Below are 21,191 nucleotides of genomic sequence, written 5' to 3'. Positions count from 1 at the left end.
TTTAATTTCTGATTTTTTTGCACAATAATAATTTAGTGTCTGACAAGACTTTTTTCTGCTGGACACTGCTATTATTTTTGAACAATTGATGACATTACCAGATTTTCAGGTGAGCGATCGCGACCTCAGTGACGCAACCCTTAGCCAGTATTTAGAATCTACAGCGATCGCAGTTGATACAGAAACGATGGGATTGTTGCCACTGCGCGATCGCTTGTGTCTCGTCCAGCTGTGCAATCTTGAAGGGAAAGTGACTGCAATCCGCATAGCCAAAGGGCAAGCTGAGGCCCCCAACTTAAAAAAACTCTTGGAAGCAGTCAATGTTGTGAAAGTGTTTCACTTTGCTCGATTTGACTTGGCCACTTTGCGAGCCAATTTGGGGATTCAGGTAAGGCCAATTTTTTGTACCAAAATTGCCAGTAAATTAGCCCGTACTTACACAAATCGTCACGGACTCAAAGACGTTGTACAAGAGTTAGAACAAGTGGAACTAGATAAAAGCTCTCAAAGTTCTGATTGGGGTAACGCCGTTAGCTTATCTGAAGCTCAACTAAGTTATGCTGCCAATGATGTCCGCTACTTACTTAGCGTGCAGCAGAAGTTAATACAAATGCTCAAACGAGAAGAACGTTGGCAAATTGCTCAAGAATGTTTTGAGTTTCTACCAACGATAGTTTCCTTAGATTTGTTGCAATTCAAGGATCTATTTGAACACTAATTGAATAGGGAATACGGAATAGTGACAAGAAATTTTTATCGCTCGTCAATCCCGACTAGTTATATGCCAAGTTGAAATTGATAGATAAGCAAGTTCGTAGTAAGGACTAAAGTCGTTATTTCCCAAGCACTAAAGTGCTTACTACAAACCCTCATTCTAAGTTACAGCAGATTTCAAATTAGTAAAGTAAGCAACGATTCGTCTCAAAGCTAGGTATGTATAAAGGCTGTTTTACTTCTGGATTATGACCAGAGGCGGAGCGTCTACGGCTCCGCTCCTGAATTCTGAATTCTGCTGCATTTTTGCCTAAGAGCCAACATTGGAATCATCAGGGTTTTTAGGAGTTTTAGATTCACTACCAGCTTCCTTGAGGTTACTTGCTTGCTCTTTAATACCTTCCTTGAGGTTACTTGCTTGCTCTTGAATGCCTTCTTTAAGGTTACTGGCTCCTTCTTGAATGCCTTCCTTAAGGTTACTTGCTCCCTGTTTAATGGATTCTGTGGCGCTAGTACCGCCCTTTTGCAGATTTTCTTGGTGATTTTTTAGCCGATCTACAACATTGTAGTCATCTGCACCTGGGGGAGTTTTTGATTCAACAATCCCTTCTGTTGGGCCACCGATCGCTTTCCATGCGGCAAGACCACCTTTGAGTTGGGAGATATGCTCAAATCCATTAGAACGCAGTTGTTGTGCGGCTTGGGCAGTGTCTTGTTCGTTGGCACCGTAAAGGTAAATGTCACGGCTCTTATCTAAAGAAGCTACTGCACGCTCTACCAATTCATCTGCTGGCATTGGCATTGCTCCCATAATGTGACCTTCATTGTAGGTCGAGCGATCGCGCACATCCAGAATTGTAAAAGCTGGTTCACCCCATTCCAAACGACTCTTCAGGACATGAGCATCAGTTTGTGCTTCTATTGGTGGTTGTGGGGGAATGATGCCGCCTACTAAATTATTGACCATAATTTTTCCTTGCTGACGATATTAATAGTAATTTAGCCAACTGAAGATATTTAATTGATCTTTCTCTGGTATGAGTATTCTTAAACTCTCTCCTCAGATAGACTGAGTATTTTCCAGAAAATCAACCAATTAATCAATTGTAAATAATCACAGTTTATAGTACTAAGAGACAATATTCTCTTTAAATATAATCCAATATATTTAAAGAAAATATTTTTGATATATATTTTAGTTATTTAGATATTTTAGGTTTTACGTAATTCTTCATGAATCGATAAAATATTAGTTTGAAATGAAAAATATTTAGCGACAAATATAGTAATTAATACATTTCTAATATCAGCGATCGCTAATAAGAATCTCTCCTCAATCTCCTGCCACGCTTGTAGAGTTATATACAACAAATTAGAAGTTTGTGAGGTACACAATCTAAATCTGTTACCCAAATATAAAGGGTGTTTTACTTCTGAATTCTGCTGTCATCAGTACTATTTAAACAAGCTCCCAGCAATTTATTGACATCATAATATTGCTAGAGCAATTCTTTTTGCTATTGCTTTTGTCTGTTAAAGCTGGTTTTGACGCCCTATATACCTTATGGCGATGCTTTCAGTCTTTGGGCTTGTCATAGCTCAGGTTGAAACTTGTAGTATAGTATATGCTTAAGAGGGCAGCTATATGTAAATGCACCAGGGTAGATTTTCGTAGACCTTCTTCAAGAGAACATACCTGTTGGTTATAGTACAGTCGAGTAAGTAGGAGTTGAGAATCTAGATTGGCTGATAAGTTAGTTTCTGAGCCTTTGTAGAGGTCTAATTAATCAGGGAGTGCGTTATCTCTTTTAAAGTTGTAGCAATTGCCGCCGCTTCTGGATGTGTCTTTTGACTATTTGCGATTACGGAGATGGTTTTTAATTACACTTATTCAAAATGTAAAAATTTAATATTATACAATACAAATTCAAAATTATGCAAAAATCATGCCATAATTATAAATTTTATCGGCATGATGATGGCTGAGGTTGCGATCGGCTTCATGGAAAATCAAATGTACACAAGTACTACAGTAGCGGTGGTACTCAACAAAAACACGTAAAGTAAAGCTGGCACAACAGCAAATCGCCCAATTTACAATAGATAGCATTATGGTTATGGTTACTGCTACTACTCCCAAAATTCTGATCGTTGATGACGACTTCGGCGTCCGAAATCTCGTCTATCGTTTTTTAAGTCGGAAATATCAAATAGAGTCGGCAGCAGATGGTAGGACTGCCTTATCGTTGTTTGAGCAATTCAACCCAGCTTTAGTAATTCTGGATTGGAATTTGCCCGATGTTACTGGTTATAGCCTTTGCCAAGAAATGCAGAGTCGTACTAATGTTTTAGTGCTGATACTCACTAGTAGGACTGACGAGGCTGATAAAATTAAAATCTTAAGCGCAGGTGCTGATGATTTCATGACTAAACCATTTAGTCTTGCAGAAGTTGAAGTTAGAGTAGAGGCTCTTTTGAGGCGGATACGCTACATCAATCCCTCCCCAACACAACGTATCGTTTTCAAGCAGCTAGTAATTAATCCAGAGGGACGCGAGGTAACACTTAACGATAAAACTCTTGCCTTAACAGCGCTGGAATTTAATATCTTACATTTTTTGGCAAGTCATCCTAATCAGGCTTGGAGTCGTCCACAGCTAATCCAAAAAATCTGGGGTTGCGACTACGTAGGAGATGGCCGGGTGGTTGATGTGCATATTGGTCAGCTTCGCAAAAAGATGGAAGTTGACCCCAGCATACCGGAGTTTATTAAAACTGTGCGAGGCTATGGTTACAAGTTTGAAGCGCCCGACGAGAATACTAGTTTTTAAGACTACTACAGAGGTACAAACAACACTGAGATAACAAACAAATGCTTAACTGAACCATATTGGGAACTGATTTGGTCGTGTCTTGACGATTTTAAGCAAAGCTGTACTTAAAGATTATTCATTATTTTTCTTAGCCAATCTTTGACTAACCAACTCAGCGGCTAAATGTATTGCTGCTTTCATACTCGTAGCATCAGCAATTCCTTTACCCGCAATATCAAACGCTGTTCCATGATCCGGTGAAGTGCGAACGAAAGGAAGACCTATAGAAGTATTAACTGCCCGATCAAATGCCATCAGCTTCACAGGAATTAAGCCTTGGTCGTGGTAAAGTGCCAAGTAGCCATCAGCGGGATTTTGTACTAAAGAATTTCCATACCAAGCTTGACCAGGTTTAACCCACATTGTATCTGGCGGTATCGGCCCATCTAGCTGTAATTGTGGTCGGTTTTGTCGCTCTTGCTCTAACCAGGGAATTAACCAATCTTGTTCTTCATATCCAAGTTGTCCCTGTTCGCCACTGTGGGGATTTAACCCAGCGATCGCAATTCTCCCTCTATATATACCAAAATCTTTCTCTAAACACTCCACCAGCAAATCCAGTTTCTGTGTCAACAACTGCGGTGTCAACACATCGGCTACTTGACGTAGGGGGATATGTGTGGTTGCAAGTAAGGCGCGGAGTATCCAATTAGTATGAGGCGATCGCGCCACAAATAACATCCCAAAACGGTCAACACCTGATTTTTGTGCCAAAAGTTCTGTTTGCCCTGGATAATTATATCCTGCGGCTTTCCAAGCAGATTTAGCAATCGGCCCTGTGACAATACCATCAAATTTACCAGCCAGTGTTTGAGCGATCGCATATTCCATATACGCAAAACTAGCCGCACCACTGGCTGCATTACCTACTCCTGAAATAATTTGATCTTTAATTTTTCCATCCAACTGCACATCATTGACTGACAACTCATCTGGATTTGCCAAAGCTACTAAATTCTCAGTTAAATTCAGTTTGTGATAAATCTGTGCCAGCAAATCTCCGTTACCCACTACTGTAACGTCATATTTTTGACGAATTTCTGGATCGGCTAAAGCTTTCAAAATCACCTCCGGCCCAATCCCCGCCGGATCTCCGAGCGTCAGCGCCAAACGCGGACGATTCTCTTTCACAAAATTTCTTAAACTACCTTGATTATTTTGATACATAAAATCTCTTCATAATTATTATCATCAAATTTTTTCAATTTACCCATCTCTCCTTCTGTCAACAGTAGGGATTGCCCCCCAAGCCAGTAGGGATTACCTGCTAAACTAGTTTAAAATTGTTTACACAGGTCTAATCCTAGCAACTGTTGAAAAGCTTCTAGTAGACCTAGTTTACACACCAATTTGCATAAGGAGAATCATACTAATGGGCGGCGAAATCTTGAATGCAGCTCTATTGTCTTTCGGTTTAATCTTCGTAGGCTGGGGCTTAGGCGCGTTGTTACTGAAAATTCAAGGCACAGAAGAATAATTGAATTCTGAGTTCTGAGTTAGGAGTTATTATTCTCCCCACTCCCTTTTTCATTGAAATGAGAAAAAAGCTTGTCCGTTTATCGGACAGCTATTTTCCCATGAGTACATCCAAATAAATTGATTTTCTGAGAAAAGATGTAAACTTTTGTTTGCATAGGTTATTCTGATAACATTCTTTTCATAAAACATTAAAATTTATTACAACCCTCATGACATTATTAATCGTCGGTGCCACTGGCACCTTAGGAAGACAAGTGGCTCGTCGTGCTATCGATGAGGGATATAAAGTACGCTGTCTTGTCCGCAGCAGTAAAAAAGCAGCTTTTCTTAAAGAATGGGGTGCAGAACTCGTCCCCGGAAATTTACGTTACCCCGATACCCTAGCGGAAGCTTTAGTTGGTGTAACCCAAGTTATTGATGCCTCAACCTCTCGCCCTACAGATTCACTGAGTATCAAACAAGTGGACTGGGAAGGCAAAGTAGCATTGATTCAAGCAGCAAAAGCAGCGGGTGTCGAGCGTTTTATTTTCTTTTCGATTTTAGATGCTGATAAATACCCAGAAGTGCCGCTCATGGAAATTAAGCGGTGTACAGAACTATTCTTGGCTGAGTCAGGGTTGAATTATACCATCTTGCGACTAGCTGGGTTTATGCAAGGGTTAATCGGCCAGTATGGGATTCCTATTTTGGAAGGACAGCCAGTTTGGGTAACAGGTAATTCTTCTCCCATTGCTTATATGGACACTCAGGACATTGCTAAGTTTGCAATCCGGGCATTAAGTGTACCAGAAACGGAAAACCAAGCTTTTCCTGTAGTCGGTACTCGTGCATGGAGTGCAGAAGAAATTATCAACCTGTGCGAACGCTTATCTGGAAAAGATGCCAGAGTAACGCGGATGCCAATAAGCTTACTGCGTGCTGTACGGGGCATAATGCGATTCTTTCAGTGGGGATGGAACGTAGCAGACAGGCTGGCGTTTACAGAAGTATTGGCTAGTGGTAAACAGTTAAATGCTTCAATGGATGATGTATACACAGTGTTTGGTTTAGATCCGCAACAAACCACAACCCTAGAAAGTTATCTCCAAGAGTACTTCAGCCGAATCATGAAGAAGCTCAAAGAAGTAGACTACCAAAAAAATAAAAATAAAAAGCAGAAACCTAAAAAAACTCCTTTCAAACAGTCTTCAAAAGCCAACAGTCAATAGTCATTACAAAACAGACATGAGTCGTAAAACTCTAGACTCTGGATATTTGACTCTAGATTAATGACTACATGACCAAAAATGTGTAACGATTACATAATACAGAGCATCGCCTAAAATTGGATATTTGAGTGTGCCGAAAGCAGGCATTATCTACAATGACGTTAAACCGATAGCAAGCCGTGTCGCTATCGAGTTAAAAGACAAGCTAACCGCAGCCGGTTGGAATGTATGTATCACATCGAGTATTGGTGGTATACTGGGCTACCCTAACCCGGAGAGTCCTGTTTGCCACACCCCCATTGACGGTCTAACACCCCCTGGTTTTGACTCAGATATGGAGTTTGCAGTGGTATTAGGGGGAGACGGCACTGTTTTAGCAGCGTCTCGTCAGGTAGCCCCCTGTGGGATTCCACTGCTAACAGTGAATACCGGCCACATGGGATTTTTGACGGAAACTTTCCTGAACCAATTGCCCCAAGCACTAGAACAGGCAATGGCGGGTGAGTATGAAATTGAAGAACGAGCCATGCTCACCGTCAAAGTGTTTCGGGGAGATTCAGTACTGTGGGAAGCCCTCTGCTTGAATGAAATGGTACTGCACCGGGAACCTTTGACCTCTATGTGCCATTTTGAAATTGCCATAGGGCGTCATGCGCCAGTAGATATTGCCGCAGATGGTGTGATTGTTTCTACGCCTACTGGTTCTACAGCTTACTCATTGAGCGCTGGTGGCCCAGTTGTGACTCCTGGCGTACCTGCTTTACAGCTAGTACCCATTTGTCCCCATTCCCTAGCTTCTAGAGCATTGGTATTTCCAGATACTGAATCGGTCAATATCTACCCAGTCAATATCCCTCGGCTGGTAATGGTAGTAGATGGGAATGGAGGGTGCTATATCTTACCAGAAGATCGAGTATATATGGAGCGATCGCAATATAGTGCCCGATTTATTCGCTTGCAACCCCCTGAGTTTTTCCGAATTTTGCGAGAAAAATTAGGTTGGGGTTTGCCACATATCGCTAAACCAACTTCGGTAGAATTGCCGTAGGCAGAAGGCAGGAGGCAGGAGGCAGGAGGCAGGAGTTTTTAAGTTTCAATTGATTTCTCCCTCATCTTCCCACTTCCTACTCCCCAATTTACTGATTTCCTTCCAGAATTACTGGTATGGAGATGGAATTTGGAGTTAGTTATTAAGATTGCATCCGAGAATTCGATAGCTGACACCTGAACGTGCTAAAACATCTTTAGCAGCGCGTCAAATCAGAATTGCTACATCACTAAAATCTCGTAATTGCACTTTATAACTGATGTAAAGATTTTCTCTGGAATATCTTTACAATCCCAAATCCAATATCCCAAATTGTTATGACAGTTGCTCAAAGTCCTTGTGTTTTGGTGATTGAAACCGATGAGAGCCTTGCAAATCAGCTTTCTTGCGATTTGCAAGAAGCCGGTTATGAATCAATTTTGGCTCATGATGCAACGAGTGGTTTACAACACTGTCGCGATCGCCAGCCTGCTTTAATTGTCTTAGACCGGATGCTATCAGGAGAATCAGGACTCTCATTGTGCAAAAATATGAGAAGCACTGGTATGCGATCGCCTGTATTGATTTTAATGGCAAGGGATACAGTTGACGATCGTGTAGCTTGTCTAGAAGCTGGAGCGGATGATTACATCCTCAAACCCTACCGCTCAGAAGACTTTTTGAAGTTGATTCGCCTCTACTTAAAACCCGATGTCGATACCACAGAGCAATTACGCTTTGGGGATTTAATTTTAGACATAGCAACTCGTCGTGCCATACACAACGGACGACCAATTGACTTGACAATGAAGGAATTTGAACTATTAAAATTCTTAATGGAACATCCTCGTGAGGTGTTAACCCGCGAACAAATTCTAGAAAATGTTTGGGGTTACGACTTTCTGGGTGAGTCGAATGTAATTGAAGTGTACATCCGTTACTTGCGGTTAAAAATCGAAGATGAAGGTCAAAAGCGCCTCATTCAAACAGTGCGAGGCGTAGGGTACGTTTTAAGAGAATCCTAGTATACTGTAGCGGGAGTTTGCCTATCTCCTTGCCTCATTCCCAGTTTCGGATTGGGAATGTAAATTTCGGTGCTCCTGCCAGCCAAGGGGTTTTTCTGGCTACAACACTGTAAAATTGAAGTCTAAATTACAAAATCGAAAATCTATATGACTCGTCGGCTAAGTTTGCTCTCGATAGTGCTGAGTATTTTTCTGATGGGTTGTTCTGTGCCAACAACAGCTAAATCTCCCAGCCTTACCTCTAGTTCTAAAACTCCAGCACCAGAAAGTTTAGGTCAAAAACTACCAATTTCTGCTAAAGCCATCGTGCCTAATGGTACAACGATTCAATTAGAGGTAGCACAGACGCCAAAACAGCAAGCGATGGGGTTGATGTATCGACCGGCTTTACCAGATGACCGAGGGATGCTGTTTGGATTCCCTTCAGCACAACCAGTCAGTTTCTGGATGAAGAATGTACCGGTACCCCTAGATATGGTATTTCTACATAAAGGTGTAGTTAAATATATTCAGGTTGCTGCACCTCCTTGTGCAAGTGAGCCTTGTCCTACCTATGGTCCCAATACACCAATTGATAAGGTGATTGAACTTCGTTCTGGAAGAGCTGCCGAATTAAAGTTGAAAGTGGGCGATATTCTCAAAATTGAGTTTTGAAACTCTGGTGCTTTGCGGAGATAAAAATTTGGGTAATTACTCGGTTGAGAGCCAATACGGTCGAAATATATGTTTTTTCTGTAAAAAATGTCACTGTGTGTGGTCAAATAGCACTTGTAACGCTACTATTTAAAAACTGTGGTAATAATGTAAAATTCTACTGTCTCAAACCTGAAATCGCAGTCTTCAGGTTTAGTCTCAAAAATATTCCCTTGGGCGCAAGTGTAAATAGTCGCCAATAAGAGAGTATAGGCTATGGAATCTTTATTACTACCTGTGTAATTAAATAAAATACAAAGGTAAATAAGATGAAGCCAATTTAATTAAGTAAAAATACTGCTTAATAAGCTAGCTGATGATTTGTATGAGATTTTTTATTTCTCAGACTATCTATAGGAAGCCTCTGTTGAAGGCAGATTAACAAAACTGTGTTGGGGTGTATAACCGATAACGGCACAGTCACAGATGAAATACTGGCTACTGTCTACCGAGTAATGGTGAACTGATATATGACAATACATTCTGCACAAGGAGGTGAGATACAAATGTCACCATCAAAATATTCTCGACTGATTCATTTTTTGCAAGAAGATTTGGCAATTTCCACAGCATCACTAGCAGTGGCACTTCGCCATCGGGAGCAAGACCCAGGACCTTTGACAATGATTCTTTGGCAATATGGGTTAATTACTCTAGAGCAATTAGAACAGATTTATGATTGGCTGGAGACGGCGTAGACTATACCGATTTTGGATTGTAGATTTTAGACTTTGGATAAAAAGTTTCTACCAAATACTTATTAGCAAAATCTCAAACAATACTATTTATACCAATTTGGGATGATACTAAGTTGCCAAAGTTAGTTTTGTTTGGTGTCAAAGATACAGTGCGACTTTCTTCAAAGCAAATAATACTATCTAGGGCAACTTGGTGTCATTTAGAAGAATTGAGGTATGTCAGTTCAACTGTACACTTATGCAAAGGTTTCTACTCTACATACAAATTAAAAGAGCGAGTTGCTAATTTAACTCACTCTTTTGATTTAGTACTCAGGACTGACTAAATACTTTAACTGCTGCTGCTATACCAGAACCAGGGGTAAAGTCTTCATACCCAAGTTCTGTGAGGGTAACTTCTAAAGATGCTATGCAGCTAAGTATATCGCGATCGCTCACAAAACCCAAGTGACCAATACGGAAAATTTTATTACTCAAATGGTCTTGACCACCAGCGAGGGCAATATCAAAGCGTTTTTTCATCAATGACCGAATCTTATCCGGTTCAATTCCCTGCGGTGCTACAGCTGTAATCGCCGGACTAGCAGAATTATCTGCTGCAAGCAGAGGTAAATTTAACCCTTTAATGGCGGCGCGGGTAGCATTCTTCAGCCGTTCATGTCGAGCAAATATTGATTCTAAGCCTTCTTCTTTCATGATTCGTAACGTGGTGTGTAACGCTACTATCAAGTTCACAGGCGGAGTGAATGGAGTTGTATTTTTGGCTGTGGCTTTGCGATATTTGCCTAAGTCCAAATAATATTTCGGTAGCTTCGCAGTTTTGTAAGCTTCCCAAGCTTTGGGACTGACAGAGACAAAACCCAATCCCGGCGGAATCATATAACCTTTTTGGGAACCGGAGGCGACGATATCCAAACCCCAAGCATCCACGGGTAGATTGAATGCACCCAAGCTCGTGACAGCATCAACGATAATTAAAGCTTCACCGTGTTCTTTAACGTGGCGGTTGATGCTTTCTAGGTCATTCAACACACCCGTTGAGGTTTCGCTGTGAGTAATGATTACGGCTTTGATTTGCTTTTGGGTATCTGCTTGGAGTTTTTCGGCAAATACTGCGGGGTCTAAGGGTTTTCCCCATTCCACCTTAACTTCTTCTACATTCAAACCGTAGGCTTGACCAACTTCTACCCAACGTTCACCAAATTTACCATTAGAGCCAACTAAAATGCGATCGCCTGGAGAGAGAAAATTAATTATTCCTGCTTCTACAGCGCCTGTACCACTGACATTCAGCATCAGCACATCACTTTGAGTTTGGTGCAGCCACTTGAGGTTTTCCGTCACCTCTGCCAATATGTTGCTAAATTCACTAGTACGATGCCCAATCGGATGCTTGGCTAATGCCAGTAAGGCAGCTTCTGGCACTGGGGTAGGGCCTGGAATCATCAGCATCAGCTTATCGTTCATGTGTCTATCCTAAAAGTCAAATAAAAGTCAAAATTGTGGGAAATTGGTTAAGTCTGATAGCAATTCCTAGATATTCATCTACAAATTCCACTCAAATCGTCACCAACCTTGTTGTATATTTTCCAAATTTATAGGAAAAGTATCATGGGAGTTAATCGGTAAGCTTGACCTTTGCAATTTATACCAGACTCTAACTCAGATCAAACCTCTGTTCCAGGCAATCTTACCACACACCTAGACGCTAGGTTAAGGTGTCTGCTCGTAGGCGAACAGCTATTTTAGCCAAGGATGAAACATCTATCTAAAATTAGGCGTAGGTACGATAAATTATTAAATCTACCCATAATCCGCCTCAGTTGTTTTTATAGAAAAATGCGAAATCGTTTTGAACATCGCGGTAATTCTCGGTGAAAAAGCTGTGTTTTGCTTCCACGAAAGAAGTAACCCCCTACACTATACGGAAGACTTGAATGTCACCGTTTGCTAAGAGATAGAAGATACCCAACCCAAACTTTTCAATCTATTTGGGTCAAAGATTTGTTCTTGGGTTTCCATTGTCTAAAAAATACCTTCATCTATGATTTATTTGAGTCAAAATCGCTTCGATGCCAATATCCAAGCCTTTTCTGGTTTATTTGATAGTGACTAATTTGACGCAGAAGTTGAGATATCTATGCTACTAATTGCTGCACTTTTTGATACTGCACTTAGTGGTAAGCGATGCCGACGGCAGACTACGCCTATGCTAAGAAACTATAAGTTTTTATACTATACTTACAAAATTGCTACAATCATGCTTAGTCTCCTTAGTTACTATTCACGGTGAGTCGTTTTTAACTAGTGTTCAGTTCATAAACTGTCACTCACTAGATCCCCGGTATTCTTGTAAAAGAGATATTCTTAGTTAGTGCAAGGAGTGATACCATTTCACCAAATGTTTGTCACAAGTTATCCCCGTAATAGTCCCTCCTCAGGGAGTGTTGCAGATTTCAAATGTTGCATCAAACGAGTGAGTTGGTATAAGCTTTTACGGAAAAGCGCTTGAGCGAGCAAAACTCTCAAGCGCTTTTTTGTGTATAAATAAAATAGTCCTACTCTCTGGATAGCTATACATCTGTGTTTAAATACACATCTATCAGAGGAATAAACTACTGCTGTAAAAATTGTGACGACATATACTTTACGACTTTAAAATTTGTGTGTTCCGTCAAAACCTTTTTAAGTTACTGGACGTACCACACGAATTAGTTTTCCTTGCAAAGGTTCTTCTGTTGCCACAGCCTCATATATCCGTGCTGCAAATTGTTCTCGATTACGATTATTCGTGCAAACAAAAATACCGAAGTGGTTAGAATCACGACGATGCAAACGCATAAAATCAACTCTGTTGATAGTTAATATTGAGCGTTCTTGACTTATGGCAAATGCTAGCACTTCCTCATCAGGTATACCTTGGTCTGCATTTTCTGCTTCTTGAACTGTCAAAACATCATGCCCCAAAGCGCATAAGATTACTCCAAGTAAAAAAATGCCCAATTGTCATTGCGAGCGAAGCGAAGCAATCGCAAAGACTGGGATTGCTTCGCTTCGCTCGCAATGACGGGTTTTGGAACACTCTAATTGCTAAGTACAACATTTCATTAATTCATCGCGAATTCCCTGCGGGAAGACGTTCGCGTAGCATCTCGTAGAGAAGCGCATCTGCGTTTAAATTTCAACCCTCAATTCGCCACGATTTTACGTAAAGCTATACTTAGCTGACTACAAAATTCACCAACTTTCCAGGCACCACAATTACCTTTTTAATCTCTTTGCCTTCGATGTAACGTTGAGCAATTTCTGATTCACGAGCATATTTTTCCAACGCTGCTTTATCTGCTTGTGCTGGTACTTGAATTGAGCCGCGAGTTTTACCCATAACTTGAATCACTAAAGTGATTTCATCAGCTACTAAAGCAGCCGGGTCAAATGATGGCCAAGTTTGAGTATGAACTGAATCACTTTCACCCAATAAATGCCACAATTCATCAGCAATATGTGGGGCAAATGGTGCTAGTAAAACCACCAAAGTCCGAATACCTTCTGCGTAAATTGGTGAATTTTTGCCGTCAGCATCAGTTAAGGCATTACTCAACTTCATCAATTCTGAAATAGCGGTGTTGAATTGATATTCGTCTTCCACATCTTCCGTTACTGCTTGAATCGCTGTGTGAATTGCCCGCCGCAATTCCTTTTCTACCTTAGTTAAATCAGAGAGTTGAGCTTTTTTACGGGATACCCCAACAGCAATATAATCTGTCACCAAACGCCAAACCCGATTTAAAAAGCGGAATTGTCCTTCCACATCGGCTTCATCCCATTCCAAATCTTTTTCTGGCGGCGCTTTGAACAAGATGAACATCCGCGCTGTATCTACACCATATTTGGAAATTACATCTTCTGGCGCTACACCGTTGCCCTTTGATTTAGACATGGTGGCATAGAGACGTTGCAACGGTTCACCTGTCTGGGGGTCACGGGGGTCGGCTGAATTTACCAGATTAGAAGGAATCCATTTATCTTTACCACCCTTTTTGGGATTTAGGTAAGTTAAACCCTGCACCATACCTTGAGTTAACAGGCGTTGGAAAGGTTCGTCAAAATTTAACAAGCCTCTGTCCCGCAGAACCTTAGTAAAGAACCGCGAATACAACAAATGTAAAATCGCGTGTTCAATCCCACCCACATATTGGTCAACTGGCATCCAGTCGTTTATTTTACTAGAATCGAAAACTTGTTGTTCATTCTTAGCGTCAGGGAAGCGCAAGTAATACCACGAGGAATCAATAAAAGTATCCATCGTGTCGGTTTCCCGCTTCGCTGGAGTGCCACAAGTTGGACAAGGTACATTTACCCAACTCTCTAACTGAGTCAAAGGTGAACCGCCACGTCCCGTAAATTCCACCTCTTCTGGTAACTGTACCGGCAAATCTTTATCAGGAACTGGTACTATCCCACAGTTAGGACAGTGAATTACAGGTATCGGTGCGCCCCAGTAACGCTGCCGCGAAATCAACCAATCTCGCAAGCGATATTGCACCCGCACTTTACCAAAACCTTGTTGTTCGGCGGATTCAATTATTGCTTGTTTAGCATCTGTGGAAGTCATACCAGTAAAAGCCCCAGAATTAATTAAAATTCCTGGTTCAGTGTATGCCTGGTTATATTCAATTTGAATGAGTTGTGTGACTTCATCAATCTCTGATGTTGGGGTTAAGTCAAAACCTGCAACATCATCTGGGGAAACAATGACAAAATCAGCCGGCAAATCGTAATTTTTGGCAAACTTAAAATCGCGGACATCGTGTGCTGGTACACCCATAACTGCTCCAGTACCATACTCATACAGTACATAGTCAGCAATCCAAATCGGCACTTCTTCCCCTGTAAATGGGTTAATTGCCTTACCACCTGTGGGGATACCCCGCTTCGGTTTATCTTCAGAGGTACGTTCCAACTCACTTTGATTAGAAACCTCTTTAATAAAAGTTTCTACTGCTGCTTGTTGTTCTTTTGTGGTGACGCGCTTTGTTAAGGGATGTTCTGGTGCTAAGACCAAGTAGCTGACACCATAAACGGTATCTGGGCGGGTGGTGTAAACGCCGATTTTTTCATCTATTCCAATGATGGAAAATTCTAAGTAAGCACCTGTAGATTTGCCAATCCAGTTTGCCTGCATCGACTTGACGCGTTCCGGCCAACCTGTCAATTTATGCAAATCATTGAGTAATTCTTCGGCATAGTCGGTAATCTTGAAAAACCACTGGCGTAATAATTTGCGCTCAACTATTGCCCCACTCCGCCAAGAACGTCCTTCGTTATCAACTTGCTCATTTGCCAGTACAGTTTGATCGATCGGGTCCCAGTTTACAGCTGCTTCTTTTTGATAAGCTAACCCTGCTTGCAAAAACTGCAAGAAAATCCATTGTGTCCACTTGTAATAATCTGGCGAACAGGTAGCAAGTTCGCATTCCCAATCAATCGATAAACCAAGACGCTGCAATTGTTGCCGCATCTGAGCCATATTCTGATAGGTCCACTTTGCTGGTGGTACACCACGATCAATGGCAGCGTTTTCTGCTGGTAAGCCAAAGGCATCCCAACCCATTGGGTGTATTACCCGATACCCTTGCATTCGCTTGAGGCGGGCAATCACATCGGTAATCGTATAATTACGGACGTGACCCATGTGTAGGCTGCCCGATGGATAAGGGAACATGGAAAGAGCATAGAATTTTGGCTTATTGCTAACTGTCGGTGTCTTATCTAAGCCAAGTTCTACCCATGTTTTTTGCCATTTTTCCTCAATTGCTGCTGGGTTATATCGGGAATCCACCAAAAATTCTCCTACTGGGTCTACGTCTACTTACTATGTCAACCTACCTATGTCAACATAGCAGGTTAATCTAATATTGTAGGTCAACTACTGACAGATTTATATAAGTGCAGTTAAGGAGCAGCCTGATTATGCCCAAACTGAGACCCTTTCAGGTATAGCAAGAGTTATTTGATAAAGGTTTAAATGGTTGAATCAAATATAAAACTTTCTGATTTGGTGCGGGTTTTTGTCTACGGCACGCTCAAACCAGGTGAAATTAACTATAAAAGATACTGTGCTGGCAAAGTCGTTGATGTCAAAATAGCTCTTGTACAAGGCAAATTATTTGCTCTGCCAATGGGCTACCCAGCGATGACGCTAGGGGATAGCCAAGTTTACGGATATTTACTTTCTTTTTCCGACCCAAAGATTTTAAATGAGTTAGATGTGCTGGAAGATTACCAGCCCAATAGACAAACGCCAGAAAACCTCTATAATCGACAAATTATCGAGGTTTATGAGGCACAGTCGCTCTCTCTGGGTTGGGCTTGGATTTATTTAATGACTTTACAACAAGTCGATCGATTAGGCGGCTTCCTCCAACCTGGGGGCTGGTGGAGCGGCTGTGGTATAACCCCAAAGTCCAGTTATCAACTGTAAACTGTTAACTTTGCGATTAGTTTATGTCCTGTTTGGGGTCGTGTCCTTGCGGCTGTACCTGATAAATTGAATTTTCTGGAGAGGCTACTGCTGCTTTCGGAATTTCAATTACCGGGTTATTTAGCCCCACCATCAGCGGCGAAGGGGGAACTATAGACGCTGAGGACGTTTGTATCGGTTCTCTTTGTGGTCGTTGTGCTAGTTGTTGCACCATCGAACCACCACCTACTAAGCCAGATATTGCACCGATCGCACAAGCAGCAACGGCTGCACTCCCCACCATCCAGTTTAAACGGGAGCGGCGGCGCAAACGTGACAATACTTGCCCAACTGTCTCTTCTGGCGACTGTTGGGCTGCTGGCACTGGGAGCGTCCGCAAGCCTTGGCGCAGTTTTAATAGTCGGGCATATAAACACTGAACCGAGGCATCATTTGCCAGCCATTCTTCTACTTGCCTGCGTTCGGTGGCTGTGACTTCACCATCGAGGTAAGCACTCAATAACTCGAAGCGATCGCGCTTCACCATATCCATAAGACCCGTTGATTCGTTGGTATGCTTGGCCATTCCATCTGACAAATCTTGAGGAAGTTGCAAAGGAGAACGGTCGTAAAACTGAGAATCAGTAGTCATCTTAACATTATTACCAATTCATTCACGGGTAAACTGGGCGGGAATTTCGGGGAAATTAGCCAATTTTTCTCCTAAAGGTAGAAATAATCTACGTCTTTCTAGTAATTCTTAATCTATGCTTAAATTCTGCCATTGGGCAGAGGCAAGATACTGTAAATTAAGAAAATTAGGAGTCTAGATAATTCTGCAAGTGGGCTTGCAGCCTCGATCTAGCTCTGGCTATTCTTGACTTCACAGTTCCTAGAGAAACTCCAGTGATTTCGGCAATTTCTTCATAAGCCATGCCTTCGATTTCTCTAAGGACAATGGTAGTACGGAAGACTTCCGGTAAATCCGCGATCGCTTCCCGCAATTGCTCGTAAAATTCTCTAGTTGTCAGTTCTTCCTCAGGTCCTGGGGTATCGCCGGCGATTTCCCAATCCATCTCGCCGTCCTCTAAGGAACGGGGAGCATCAAGTGACAAAGGACTCATAACCCGCTTACGTTTCCGTAACTCGTCGTAAAACAAGTTGGTGGCAATGCGGCTTAACCAGCCCCGAAATTTAGCAGGCTCTTGTAATCGGTTAATATTCCGATACACTCGAATCCAAACTTCTTGAGCCAAATCGGCTCTGTCAGCCCAATCTGGAGCTAGGTGGTATAGAACTCGATCGACTTGACTTTGATAGCGGCGTAATAGTTCTGCAAACGCAGCACGATCTGGTCGCAGTCCGGCTTGACAGCGCAAAATTAAATCGTGGTTAGGGAGTTTGTCAACTTGCACTGATGCTTCTGGATACTTTGCATCAACCGTTGACCAGGATACAGTAATCGATTGACTCATAGATCGTACTGGCTCTAAATCATCCCTATCTATTAGACCTGCTAATGGGGTAGAAGTTCCATGCTCAGGTGACGGATTTATGACTGGAACACTGAAGCATACAATTTTGGATACATTTATAGCAATAAGCAGAGCCACTTTTCCTTATACTACTCCCATAGTTGCCTAAGACCTATCAACGAACAAAGGCGTGATGTAATGCACATTTTAGTGTTTTTAGCAACTGGGTATATACGCTTGATCGAGATCGTTAAATTTAGCTATAAAAATGAAGATAAAATTTTGTAATTCTAACTTCTTGATACCTTTAAAATTCGGGTAATAATTTCTGGAAGTTAAGTTGCTGTGGTTGCTAAGATGGTGATTTAATTTTTTGATTTCGTTACCAGAATAGTTGCTGATTGTTCTGGTTGTGTCCCGAAGGCAGTACTAGAGTTATGTTGCTCTGGTACGCGAACTTGAAAAAATAAATTGAGGGAAAATGTAATTGTTGCCGCTAGCAATAGTTTTTCAAACATGGTTTTTCATCCACCTACACCATTAATGATTGATTGCTACATTTCAAGAGTTCCACTAAAAAGTCCGACGAGAGGCTTACGACCCTCAAAACTTTTGAGGAATGAGGTTGCTTATTTGGATTTTTGCCGCTGGGACAATTTGTATAGTCTTAGTTTGCCCAGAGGTGTTGGCAGATTTACAGCGGAAATGATAAGTATTGATAAATTTTTGATGATCGGATGATGAACTCATCCAATTACTCGGCTGGATATGTCAGGGATAAACAATAGGCGATGGCAATGGTAAGAAACGAATCTGTAGGACGTATGGTAATGCTGCTTTGTTTTGGCACAGCATTTTTATCCTTAGCTGTCCATTGGCGCATTAGTACGGCGGAACGGCAGTATGAGAAGTCTGCATCTACTTCGATGCGGCGAGATTCTACCCGAACCAATCTTAAAGGAAGCCGGCCAGAGGGAGTCTACAAGAATCTTTCCCAAGTGAGTTTGGGGGAAATTGCGCTGGGTGGATCTGTGCCACCTGATGAAGTTACCCAAGGCTCGACTGCCCAGAGGACGTTTACACCAAAGTCCTCCGCTATTAAACCTAAAACTAAATCAAAAATAATTAAGAAGAATCTAGCTAAAACAACTACTCGTAGGGATTCTACACTCAAGTCTTCTACCATTAAATCGCAAATAATTAAGAATAATCTAGCGAAAGCAACTATTCGTAGGGCTTCTAAACTCAAGCCTGCTACCATTAAGCCTCAAACTAAGCCCCAAATTATTAAGAATAATGTAGCTAAAGCCAGCGACCTACCAACTCAGAGGCAGTTGGTGGCGAAAGTAGAAAAACGAAATCCAGTTGCAGATAGTTGGCCAAAAGGTCTGTGGTCTCAGGCTTCAGCACAACAAGTACCATCTAGTAGGCTGGCAAATGTCAAGACGCAAGTGGTAGTTGATTTAAGCGATCGCCGTACTTATGTATATGCAGGAGAAGAGGTGATCGCCAGCTACCCGATTGCTGTCGGCAAGAAAGGTTGGGAAACACCCACAGGTTCTTTCCAGGTGATCCATATGCGACATTATCCAATCTGGCGTCACCCAATTACTGGCAAAGTATTTGAGGCTGGTACGGATAGTCCCTTGGGAGATAGATGGATTGGTTTTTGGTCAGATGGACGGAATGAAATTGGCTTTCATGGCACGCCGGATGTTGACCTGGTAGGAACGGCTGTATCTCACGGCTGCTTAAGAATGCGTAATTCTGATGTCCGATTGTTATATGAGCAAGTGAGTTTAGGGACAACAGTGTTAGTGCGTGATTAATTAGTTAAGAGTCATTAGTCCTTTGTCCTTTGTCCTTTGTCTAAAACAAATGACCAATGACTAATGACCAATGACCAATGACTAAGTAACTCTGAAAATTATAATCTTTGCTCAAAGTTAGGCGCGTATGTTTGGAGTAAAGCACTGACTTGGCGTACAACCTCGTTACCAGTATTTTTACCCAAGGCTTGCCGTTCGGGGAAGAAATCGGGTCGATCGAGGTAACGGTTAATTGCCTCACTTATTTGTTGAGAAATTAAGTCTTGCAGTTGTGCCTGAGCCGTTTGGCGCTGGAAGTTAGCACCTTCTTCTGTAGTAGCATACAAAGGTGGTAGCCGATTGAGAGCGTAAGCAGCAATATCCCCGACATCTAAAGAACTTTCGCTGGTGGCTTCAATTTCTGCGACTCGTGCGATCGCTTCTGTCAGCACCAATTCTTCCATAACGTTAATGAATTGTTTGCGAGGTACCGCCACTACCTCACCAGTCAATAGCGCACCCATCAGGCGATCCAACGCCATATACTCTTCAATTGAGAGTTCCGAGGCGTTATCACAGATTCTACCGACTTCTGCTTCCATTGCTGGTGTTAAATAACCATCCTGGAGAGCTTGTTCTACAATTTTTTCGATACTCATAACGCTTATCATCATTTATGTTGGCAAAGCTTGGTAGGGACGGTATCAATCCAATTGATTTTGCCTAATTCTCAGCAAAAAATACACAAATTATGCAAAGCACGATCAATTCTGCCTCTACTAGTTAACGACCTTAGTTCGCCAAGGTGTTGGATCGACAGATTGTCCGTTGACATATAGACCCCAGTGTAAATGTGGTCCCGTGGCTGCACCTGTTGAACCTACTGCACCAATTAATTGACCAGCTTTCACAAAATCACCTTCTTTAACGTTAATACGACTCAGGTGCATGAAAATACTGGTTACTCCTTGACCGTGGTCAATGCCAACTACGTTACCGTGTATCCGAAACCCTTGCGATACCCTACCTACCAAAGCAACTCGCCCAGAGGCTGGGGCAATTACTGGTGAACCGGCAGCACCAGCGTAGTCAAGACCACGATGATAGTAGTCCTTTGCAAATGTACCATTATAGTAGCGACGTACACCATAGTTTGTACTCATCCGCCCTGCATTTGGCTTCAGGAATACTCCATTCCAATACTTTTCTGGTGTTTGTAGCGCCTTAAAAGCCGCCACACGCTTAAGTTCATACTCTGTGGCATCCACTCCGGCTTTGCCAGGTGGCAAAGTAATGCGTTGTACGGGGAATTTGCGATTCAGCACATTCACTGCCAAGTTTTGCACTTGATTATCCCCTGCAACCCGAAGTGTTCTAGTTCCAGCTTTTTCTAATGGAGTTGTGGGAACAAAAGCCCGATATTGATTGGGCGCAATTTCAAAGGCTGGGTATGTATTCTTACCACTGGCTACTGTTGGATTTGTACTATTGTCTGGTTTATCTAAATTAATCTCCACCGAGAGTGTATCCCCTAATTTCGGATTCGTTGGAGTCACCTTTACTTGCAAAGCATCTACAGGCAATGCCAAGGCGATCGGGAGAACAGCAAATATTCCCTTTAACACATTTATTCCACGGCGATTGGCTGTCAAAGTTTTGACATCAAAACCGAGCAACTTTTTGTTTGAACTACTAGTGCTATTCTCAATAATCATAGAATTACAAAAA

21 protein-coding genes and 1 pseudogene are annotated in these 21,191 nt (G+C 42.0%); 10 read left to right on the top strand and 12 right to left on the bottom strand.

Annotated elements, in window-relative coordinates:
• Window positions 1-88 precede the first annotated feature (88 nt).
• The gene (locus V7K44_RS18210; RefSeq protein WP_334933326.1) at window positions 89-718 is read left to right on the top strand and encodes a ribonuclease H-like domain-containing protein; all 630 of its coding nucleotides are present in this window, start codon (window positions 89-91) and stop codon (window positions 716-718) included.
• Between the two features lie 516 nt (window positions 719-1,234).
• On the opposite strand, the pseudogene V7K44_RS18205 reads toward V7K44_RS18210, so the two are convergent.
• From V7K44_RS18205 to V7K44_RS18195, 3 genes and pseudogenes are all read right to left on the bottom strand, one after another.
• Window positions 1,235-1,681: pseudogene (locus V7K44_RS18205) on the bottom strand (rhodanese-like domain-containing protein); the annotation flags it as partial.
• A 245-nt stretch (window positions 1,682-1,926) separates the two neighbouring features.
• Complete coding sequence (locus V7K44_RS18200; RefSeq protein ID WP_334933325.1) at window positions 1,927-2,127, bottom strand: hypothetical protein; 201 nt, start codon at window positions 2,125-2,127, stop codon at window positions 1,927-1,929.
• A 520-nt stretch (window positions 2,128-2,647) separates the two neighbouring features.
• Window positions 2,648-2,824 carry a hypothetical protein gene (locus V7K44_RS18195; RefSeq protein ID WP_334933324.1) on the bottom strand — a complete coding sequence of 59 codons (177 nt, stop codon included), beginning with the start codon at window positions 2,822-2,824 and terminating at the stop codon, window positions 2,648-2,650.
• A 1-nt stretch (window position 2,825) separates the two neighbouring features.
• Here V7K44_RS18195 and V7K44_RS18190 point away from each other — a divergent pair, with 1 nt between their 5' ends.
• Entirely contained in the window at window positions 2,826-3,545 is a 720-nt protein-coding gene (locus tag V7K44_RS18190; protein WP_334933323.1) for a response regulator transcription factor, read from the top strand.
• A gap of 114 nt (window positions 3,546-3,659) precedes the next feature.
• Here the strand turns inward: V7K44_RS18190 and pdxA are convergent, their stop codons facing one another.
• Window positions 3,660-4,754, bottom strand: a complete 1,095-nt coding sequence (pdxA, locus tag V7K44_RS18185) for a 4-hydroxythreonine-4-phosphate dehydrogenase PdxA (protein WP_334933322.1) — start codon at window positions 4,752-4,754, stop codon at window positions 3,660-3,662.
• Window positions 4,755-4,959: 205 nt separating this feature from the next.
• Here pdxA and petM point away from each other — a divergent pair, with 205 nt between their 5' ends.
• The 6 genes from petM (at window position 4,960) to V7K44_RS18155 (ending at window position 9,717) form a co-directional block, all read left to right on the top strand.
• Complete coding sequence (gene petM / locus V7K44_RS18180) at window positions 4,960-5,064, top strand: cytochrome b6-f complex subunit PetM (RefSeq protein WP_094344256.1); 105 nt, start codon at window positions 4,960-4,962, stop codon at window positions 5,062-5,064.
• A 211-nt stretch (window positions 5,065-5,275) separates the two neighbouring features.
• Window positions 5,276-6,274 carry an SDR family oxidoreductase gene (locus V7K44_RS18175; protein ID WP_334933321.1) on the top strand — a complete coding sequence of 333 codons (999 nt, stop codon included), beginning with the start codon at window positions 5,276-5,278 and terminating at the stop codon, window positions 6,272-6,274.
• A gap of 130 nt (window positions 6,275-6,404) precedes the next feature.
• Entirely contained in the window at window positions 6,405-7,322 is a 918-nt protein-coding gene (locus V7K44_RS18170) for an NAD(+) kinase (RefSeq protein WP_334933320.1), read from the top strand.
• Between the two features lie 317 nt (window positions 7,323-7,639).
• Entirely contained in the window at window positions 7,640-8,326 is a 687-nt protein-coding gene (gene nblR, locus V7K44_RS18165) for a response regulator transcription factor NblR (RefSeq protein ID WP_334933319.1), read from the top strand.
• A gap of 147 nt (window positions 8,327-8,473) precedes the next feature.
• Window positions 8,474-8,980, top strand: coding sequence for a DUF192 domain-containing protein (locus tag V7K44_RS18160; RefSeq protein ID WP_334933318.1), 507 nt, complete (start codon window positions 8,474-8,476; stop codon window positions 8,978-8,980).
• 509 nt (window positions 8,981-9,489) lie between these two features.
• Window positions 9,490-9,717 (top strand): DUF2949 domain-containing protein, encoded by a 228-nt coding sequence (locus V7K44_RS18155; RefSeq protein WP_094352561.1) that lies wholly within the window; start codon window positions 9,490-9,492, stop codon window positions 9,715-9,717.
• 312 nt (window positions 9,718-10,029) lie between these two features.
• Here V7K44_RS18155 and V7K44_RS18150 read toward each other — a convergent pair whose 3' ends face one another.
• The 3 genes from V7K44_RS18150 to leuS form a co-directional block, all read right to left on the bottom strand.
• The gene (locus tag V7K44_RS18150; protein ID WP_334933317.1) at window positions 10,030-11,184 is read right to left on the bottom strand and encodes a pyridoxal-phosphate-dependent aminotransferase family protein; all 1,155 of its coding nucleotides are present in this window, start codon (window positions 11,182-11,184) and stop codon (window positions 10,030-10,032) included.
• A 1,218-nt stretch (window positions 11,185-12,402) separates the two neighbouring features.
• Window positions 12,403-12,684 carry a DUF5615 family PIN-like protein gene (locus tag V7K44_RS18145; protein WP_334933341.1) on the bottom strand — a complete coding sequence of 94 codons (282 nt, stop codon included), beginning with the start codon at window positions 12,682-12,684 and terminating at the stop codon, window positions 12,403-12,405.
• A gap of 253 nt (window positions 12,685-12,937) precedes the next feature.
• Window positions 12,938-15,559, bottom strand: a complete 2,622-nt coding sequence (gene leuS, locus V7K44_RS18140) for a leucine--tRNA ligase (RefSeq protein ID WP_334933316.1) — start codon at window positions 15,557-15,559, stop codon at window positions 12,938-12,940.
• Window positions 15,560-15,745: 186 nt separating this feature from the next.
• On the opposite strand from leuS, the gene V7K44_RS18135 reads away from it, so the two are divergent.
• Window positions 15,746-16,201, top strand: coding sequence for a gamma-glutamylcyclotransferase family protein (locus V7K44_RS18135; protein WP_334933315.1), 456 nt, complete (start codon window positions 15,746-15,748; stop codon window positions 16,199-16,201).
• Window positions 16,202-16,217: 16 nt separating this feature from the next.
• Here V7K44_RS18135 and V7K44_RS18130 read toward each other — a convergent pair whose 3' ends face one another.
• The 3 genes from V7K44_RS18130 to V7K44_RS18120 form a co-directional block, all read right to left on the bottom strand.
• Window positions 16,218-16,832, bottom strand: a complete 615-nt coding sequence (locus tag V7K44_RS18130; RefSeq protein WP_334933314.1) for an anti-sigma factor family protein — start codon at window positions 16,830-16,832, stop codon at window positions 16,218-16,220.
• Window positions 16,833-16,998: 166 nt separating this feature from the next.
• The gene (locus V7K44_RS18125) at window positions 16,999-17,655 is read right to left on the bottom strand and encodes a sigma-70 family RNA polymerase sigma factor (protein WP_099101330.1); all 657 of its coding nucleotides are present in this window, start codon (window positions 17,653-17,655) and stop codon (window positions 16,999-17,001) included.
• 365 nt (window positions 17,656-18,020) lie between these two features.
• On the bottom strand, window positions 18,021-18,173 hold the full coding sequence (locus tag V7K44_RS18120; protein ID WP_334933313.1) for a hypothetical protein: 153 nt from the start codon (window positions 18,171-18,173) through the stop codon (window positions 18,021-18,023).
• A 666-nt stretch (window positions 18,174-18,839) separates the two neighbouring features.
• Here V7K44_RS18120 and V7K44_RS18115 point away from each other — a divergent pair.
• Window positions 18,840-19,484: a L,D-transpeptidase gene (locus tag V7K44_RS18115; RefSeq protein ID WP_334933340.1), complete on the top strand. Its 645-nt coding sequence runs from the start codon at window positions 18,840-18,842 to the stop codon at window positions 19,482-19,484.
• 98 nt (window positions 19,485-19,582) lie between these two features.
• Here the strand turns inward: V7K44_RS18115 and V7K44_RS18110 are convergent, their stop codons facing one another.
• Together V7K44_RS18110 and V7K44_RS18105 are read right to left on the bottom strand one after the other, a co-directional pair.
• Window positions 19,583-20,122, bottom strand: coding sequence for a late competence development ComFB family protein (locus tag V7K44_RS18110; RefSeq protein ID WP_334933312.1), 540 nt, complete (start codon window positions 20,120-20,122; stop codon window positions 19,583-19,585).
• Window positions 20,123-20,242: 120 nt separating this feature from the next.
• A complete protein-coding gene (locus tag V7K44_RS18105) occupies window positions 20,243-21,178 on the bottom strand; it encodes a M23 family metallopeptidase (RefSeq protein WP_334933311.1) in 936 nt (311 codons plus the stop codon).
• Between the last annotated feature and the right edge of the window lie 13 nt (window positions 21,179-21,191).

The sequence above is a fragment of the Nostoc sp. genome (genome assembly GCF_036917235.1).
GTDB lineage: Bacteria > Cyanobacteriota > Cyanobacteriia > Cyanobacteriales > Nostocaceae > Nostoc.
Note: the sequence above shows the minus strand (reverse complement) of the source record. Positions and strands in the feature narration are given on the sequence as shown.

What these genes read in the sequence shown, in the direction of transcription:
- V7K44_RS18210 (WP_334933326.1), top strand. Translation starts at nt 89, where the DNA reads ATGACATTACCAGATTTTCAGGTGAGCGATCGCGACCTCAGTGACGCA.
- V7K44_RS18195 (WP_334933324.1), bottom strand. Translation starts at nt 2,824, where the DNA reads ATGCTATCTATTGTAAATTGGGCGATTTGCTGTTGTGCCAGCTTTACT.
- V7K44_RS18190 (WP_334933323.1), top strand. Translation starts at nt 2,826, where the DNA reads ATGGTTATGGTTACTGCTACTACTCCCAAAATTCTGATCGTTGATGAC.
- pdxA (WP_334933322.1), bottom strand. Translation starts at nt 4,754, where the DNA reads ATGTATCAAAATAATCAAGGTAGTTTAAGAAATTTTGTGAAAGAGAAT.
- petM (WP_094344256.1), top strand. Translation starts at nt 4,960, where the DNA reads ATGGGCGGCGAAATCTTGAATGCAGCTCTATTGTCTTTCGGTTTAATC.
- V7K44_RS18175 (WP_334933321.1), top strand. Translation starts at nt 5,276, where the DNA reads ATGACATTATTAATCGTCGGTGCCACTGGCACCTTAGGAAGACAAGTG.
- nblR (WP_334933319.1), top strand. Translation starts at nt 7,640, where the DNA reads ATGACAGTTGCTCAAAGTCCTTGTGTTTTGGTGATTGAAACCGATGAG.
- V7K44_RS18160 (WP_334933318.1), top strand. Translation starts at nt 8,474, where the DNA reads ATGACTCGTCGGCTAAGTTTGCTCTCGATAGTGCTGAGTATTTTTCTG.
- V7K44_RS18155 (WP_094352561.1), top strand. Translation starts at nt 9,490, where the DNA reads ATGACAATACATTCTGCACAAGGAGGTGAGATACAAATGTCACCATCA.
- V7K44_RS18150 (WP_334933317.1), bottom strand. Translation starts at nt 11,184, where the DNA reads ATGAACGATAAGCTGATGCTGATGATTCCAGGCCCTACCCCAGTGCCA.
- V7K44_RS18135 (WP_334933315.1), top strand. Translation starts at nt 15,746, where the DNA reads ATGGTTGAATCAAATATAAAACTTTCTGATTTGGTGCGGGTTTTTGTC.
- V7K44_RS18130 (WP_334933314.1), bottom strand. Translation starts at nt 16,832, where the DNA reads ATGACTACTGATTCTCAGTTTTACGACCGTTCTCCTTTGCAACTTCCT.
- V7K44_RS18125 (WP_099101330.1), bottom strand. Translation starts at nt 17,655, where the DNA reads ATGAGTCAATCGATTACTGTATCCTGGTCAACGGTTGATGCAAAGTAT.
- V7K44_RS18120 (WP_334933313.1), bottom strand. Translation starts at nt 18,173, where the DNA reads ATGTTTGAAAAACTATTGCTAGCGGCAACAATTACATTTTCCCTCAAT.
- V7K44_RS18110 (WP_334933312.1), bottom strand. Translation starts at nt 20,122, where the DNA reads ATGAGTATCGAAAAAATTGTAGAACAAGCTCTCCAGGATGGTTATTTA.
- V7K44_RS18105 (WP_334933311.1), bottom strand. Translation starts at nt 21,178, where the DNA reads ATGATTATTGAGAATAGCACTAGTAGTTCAAACAAAAAGTTGCTCGGT.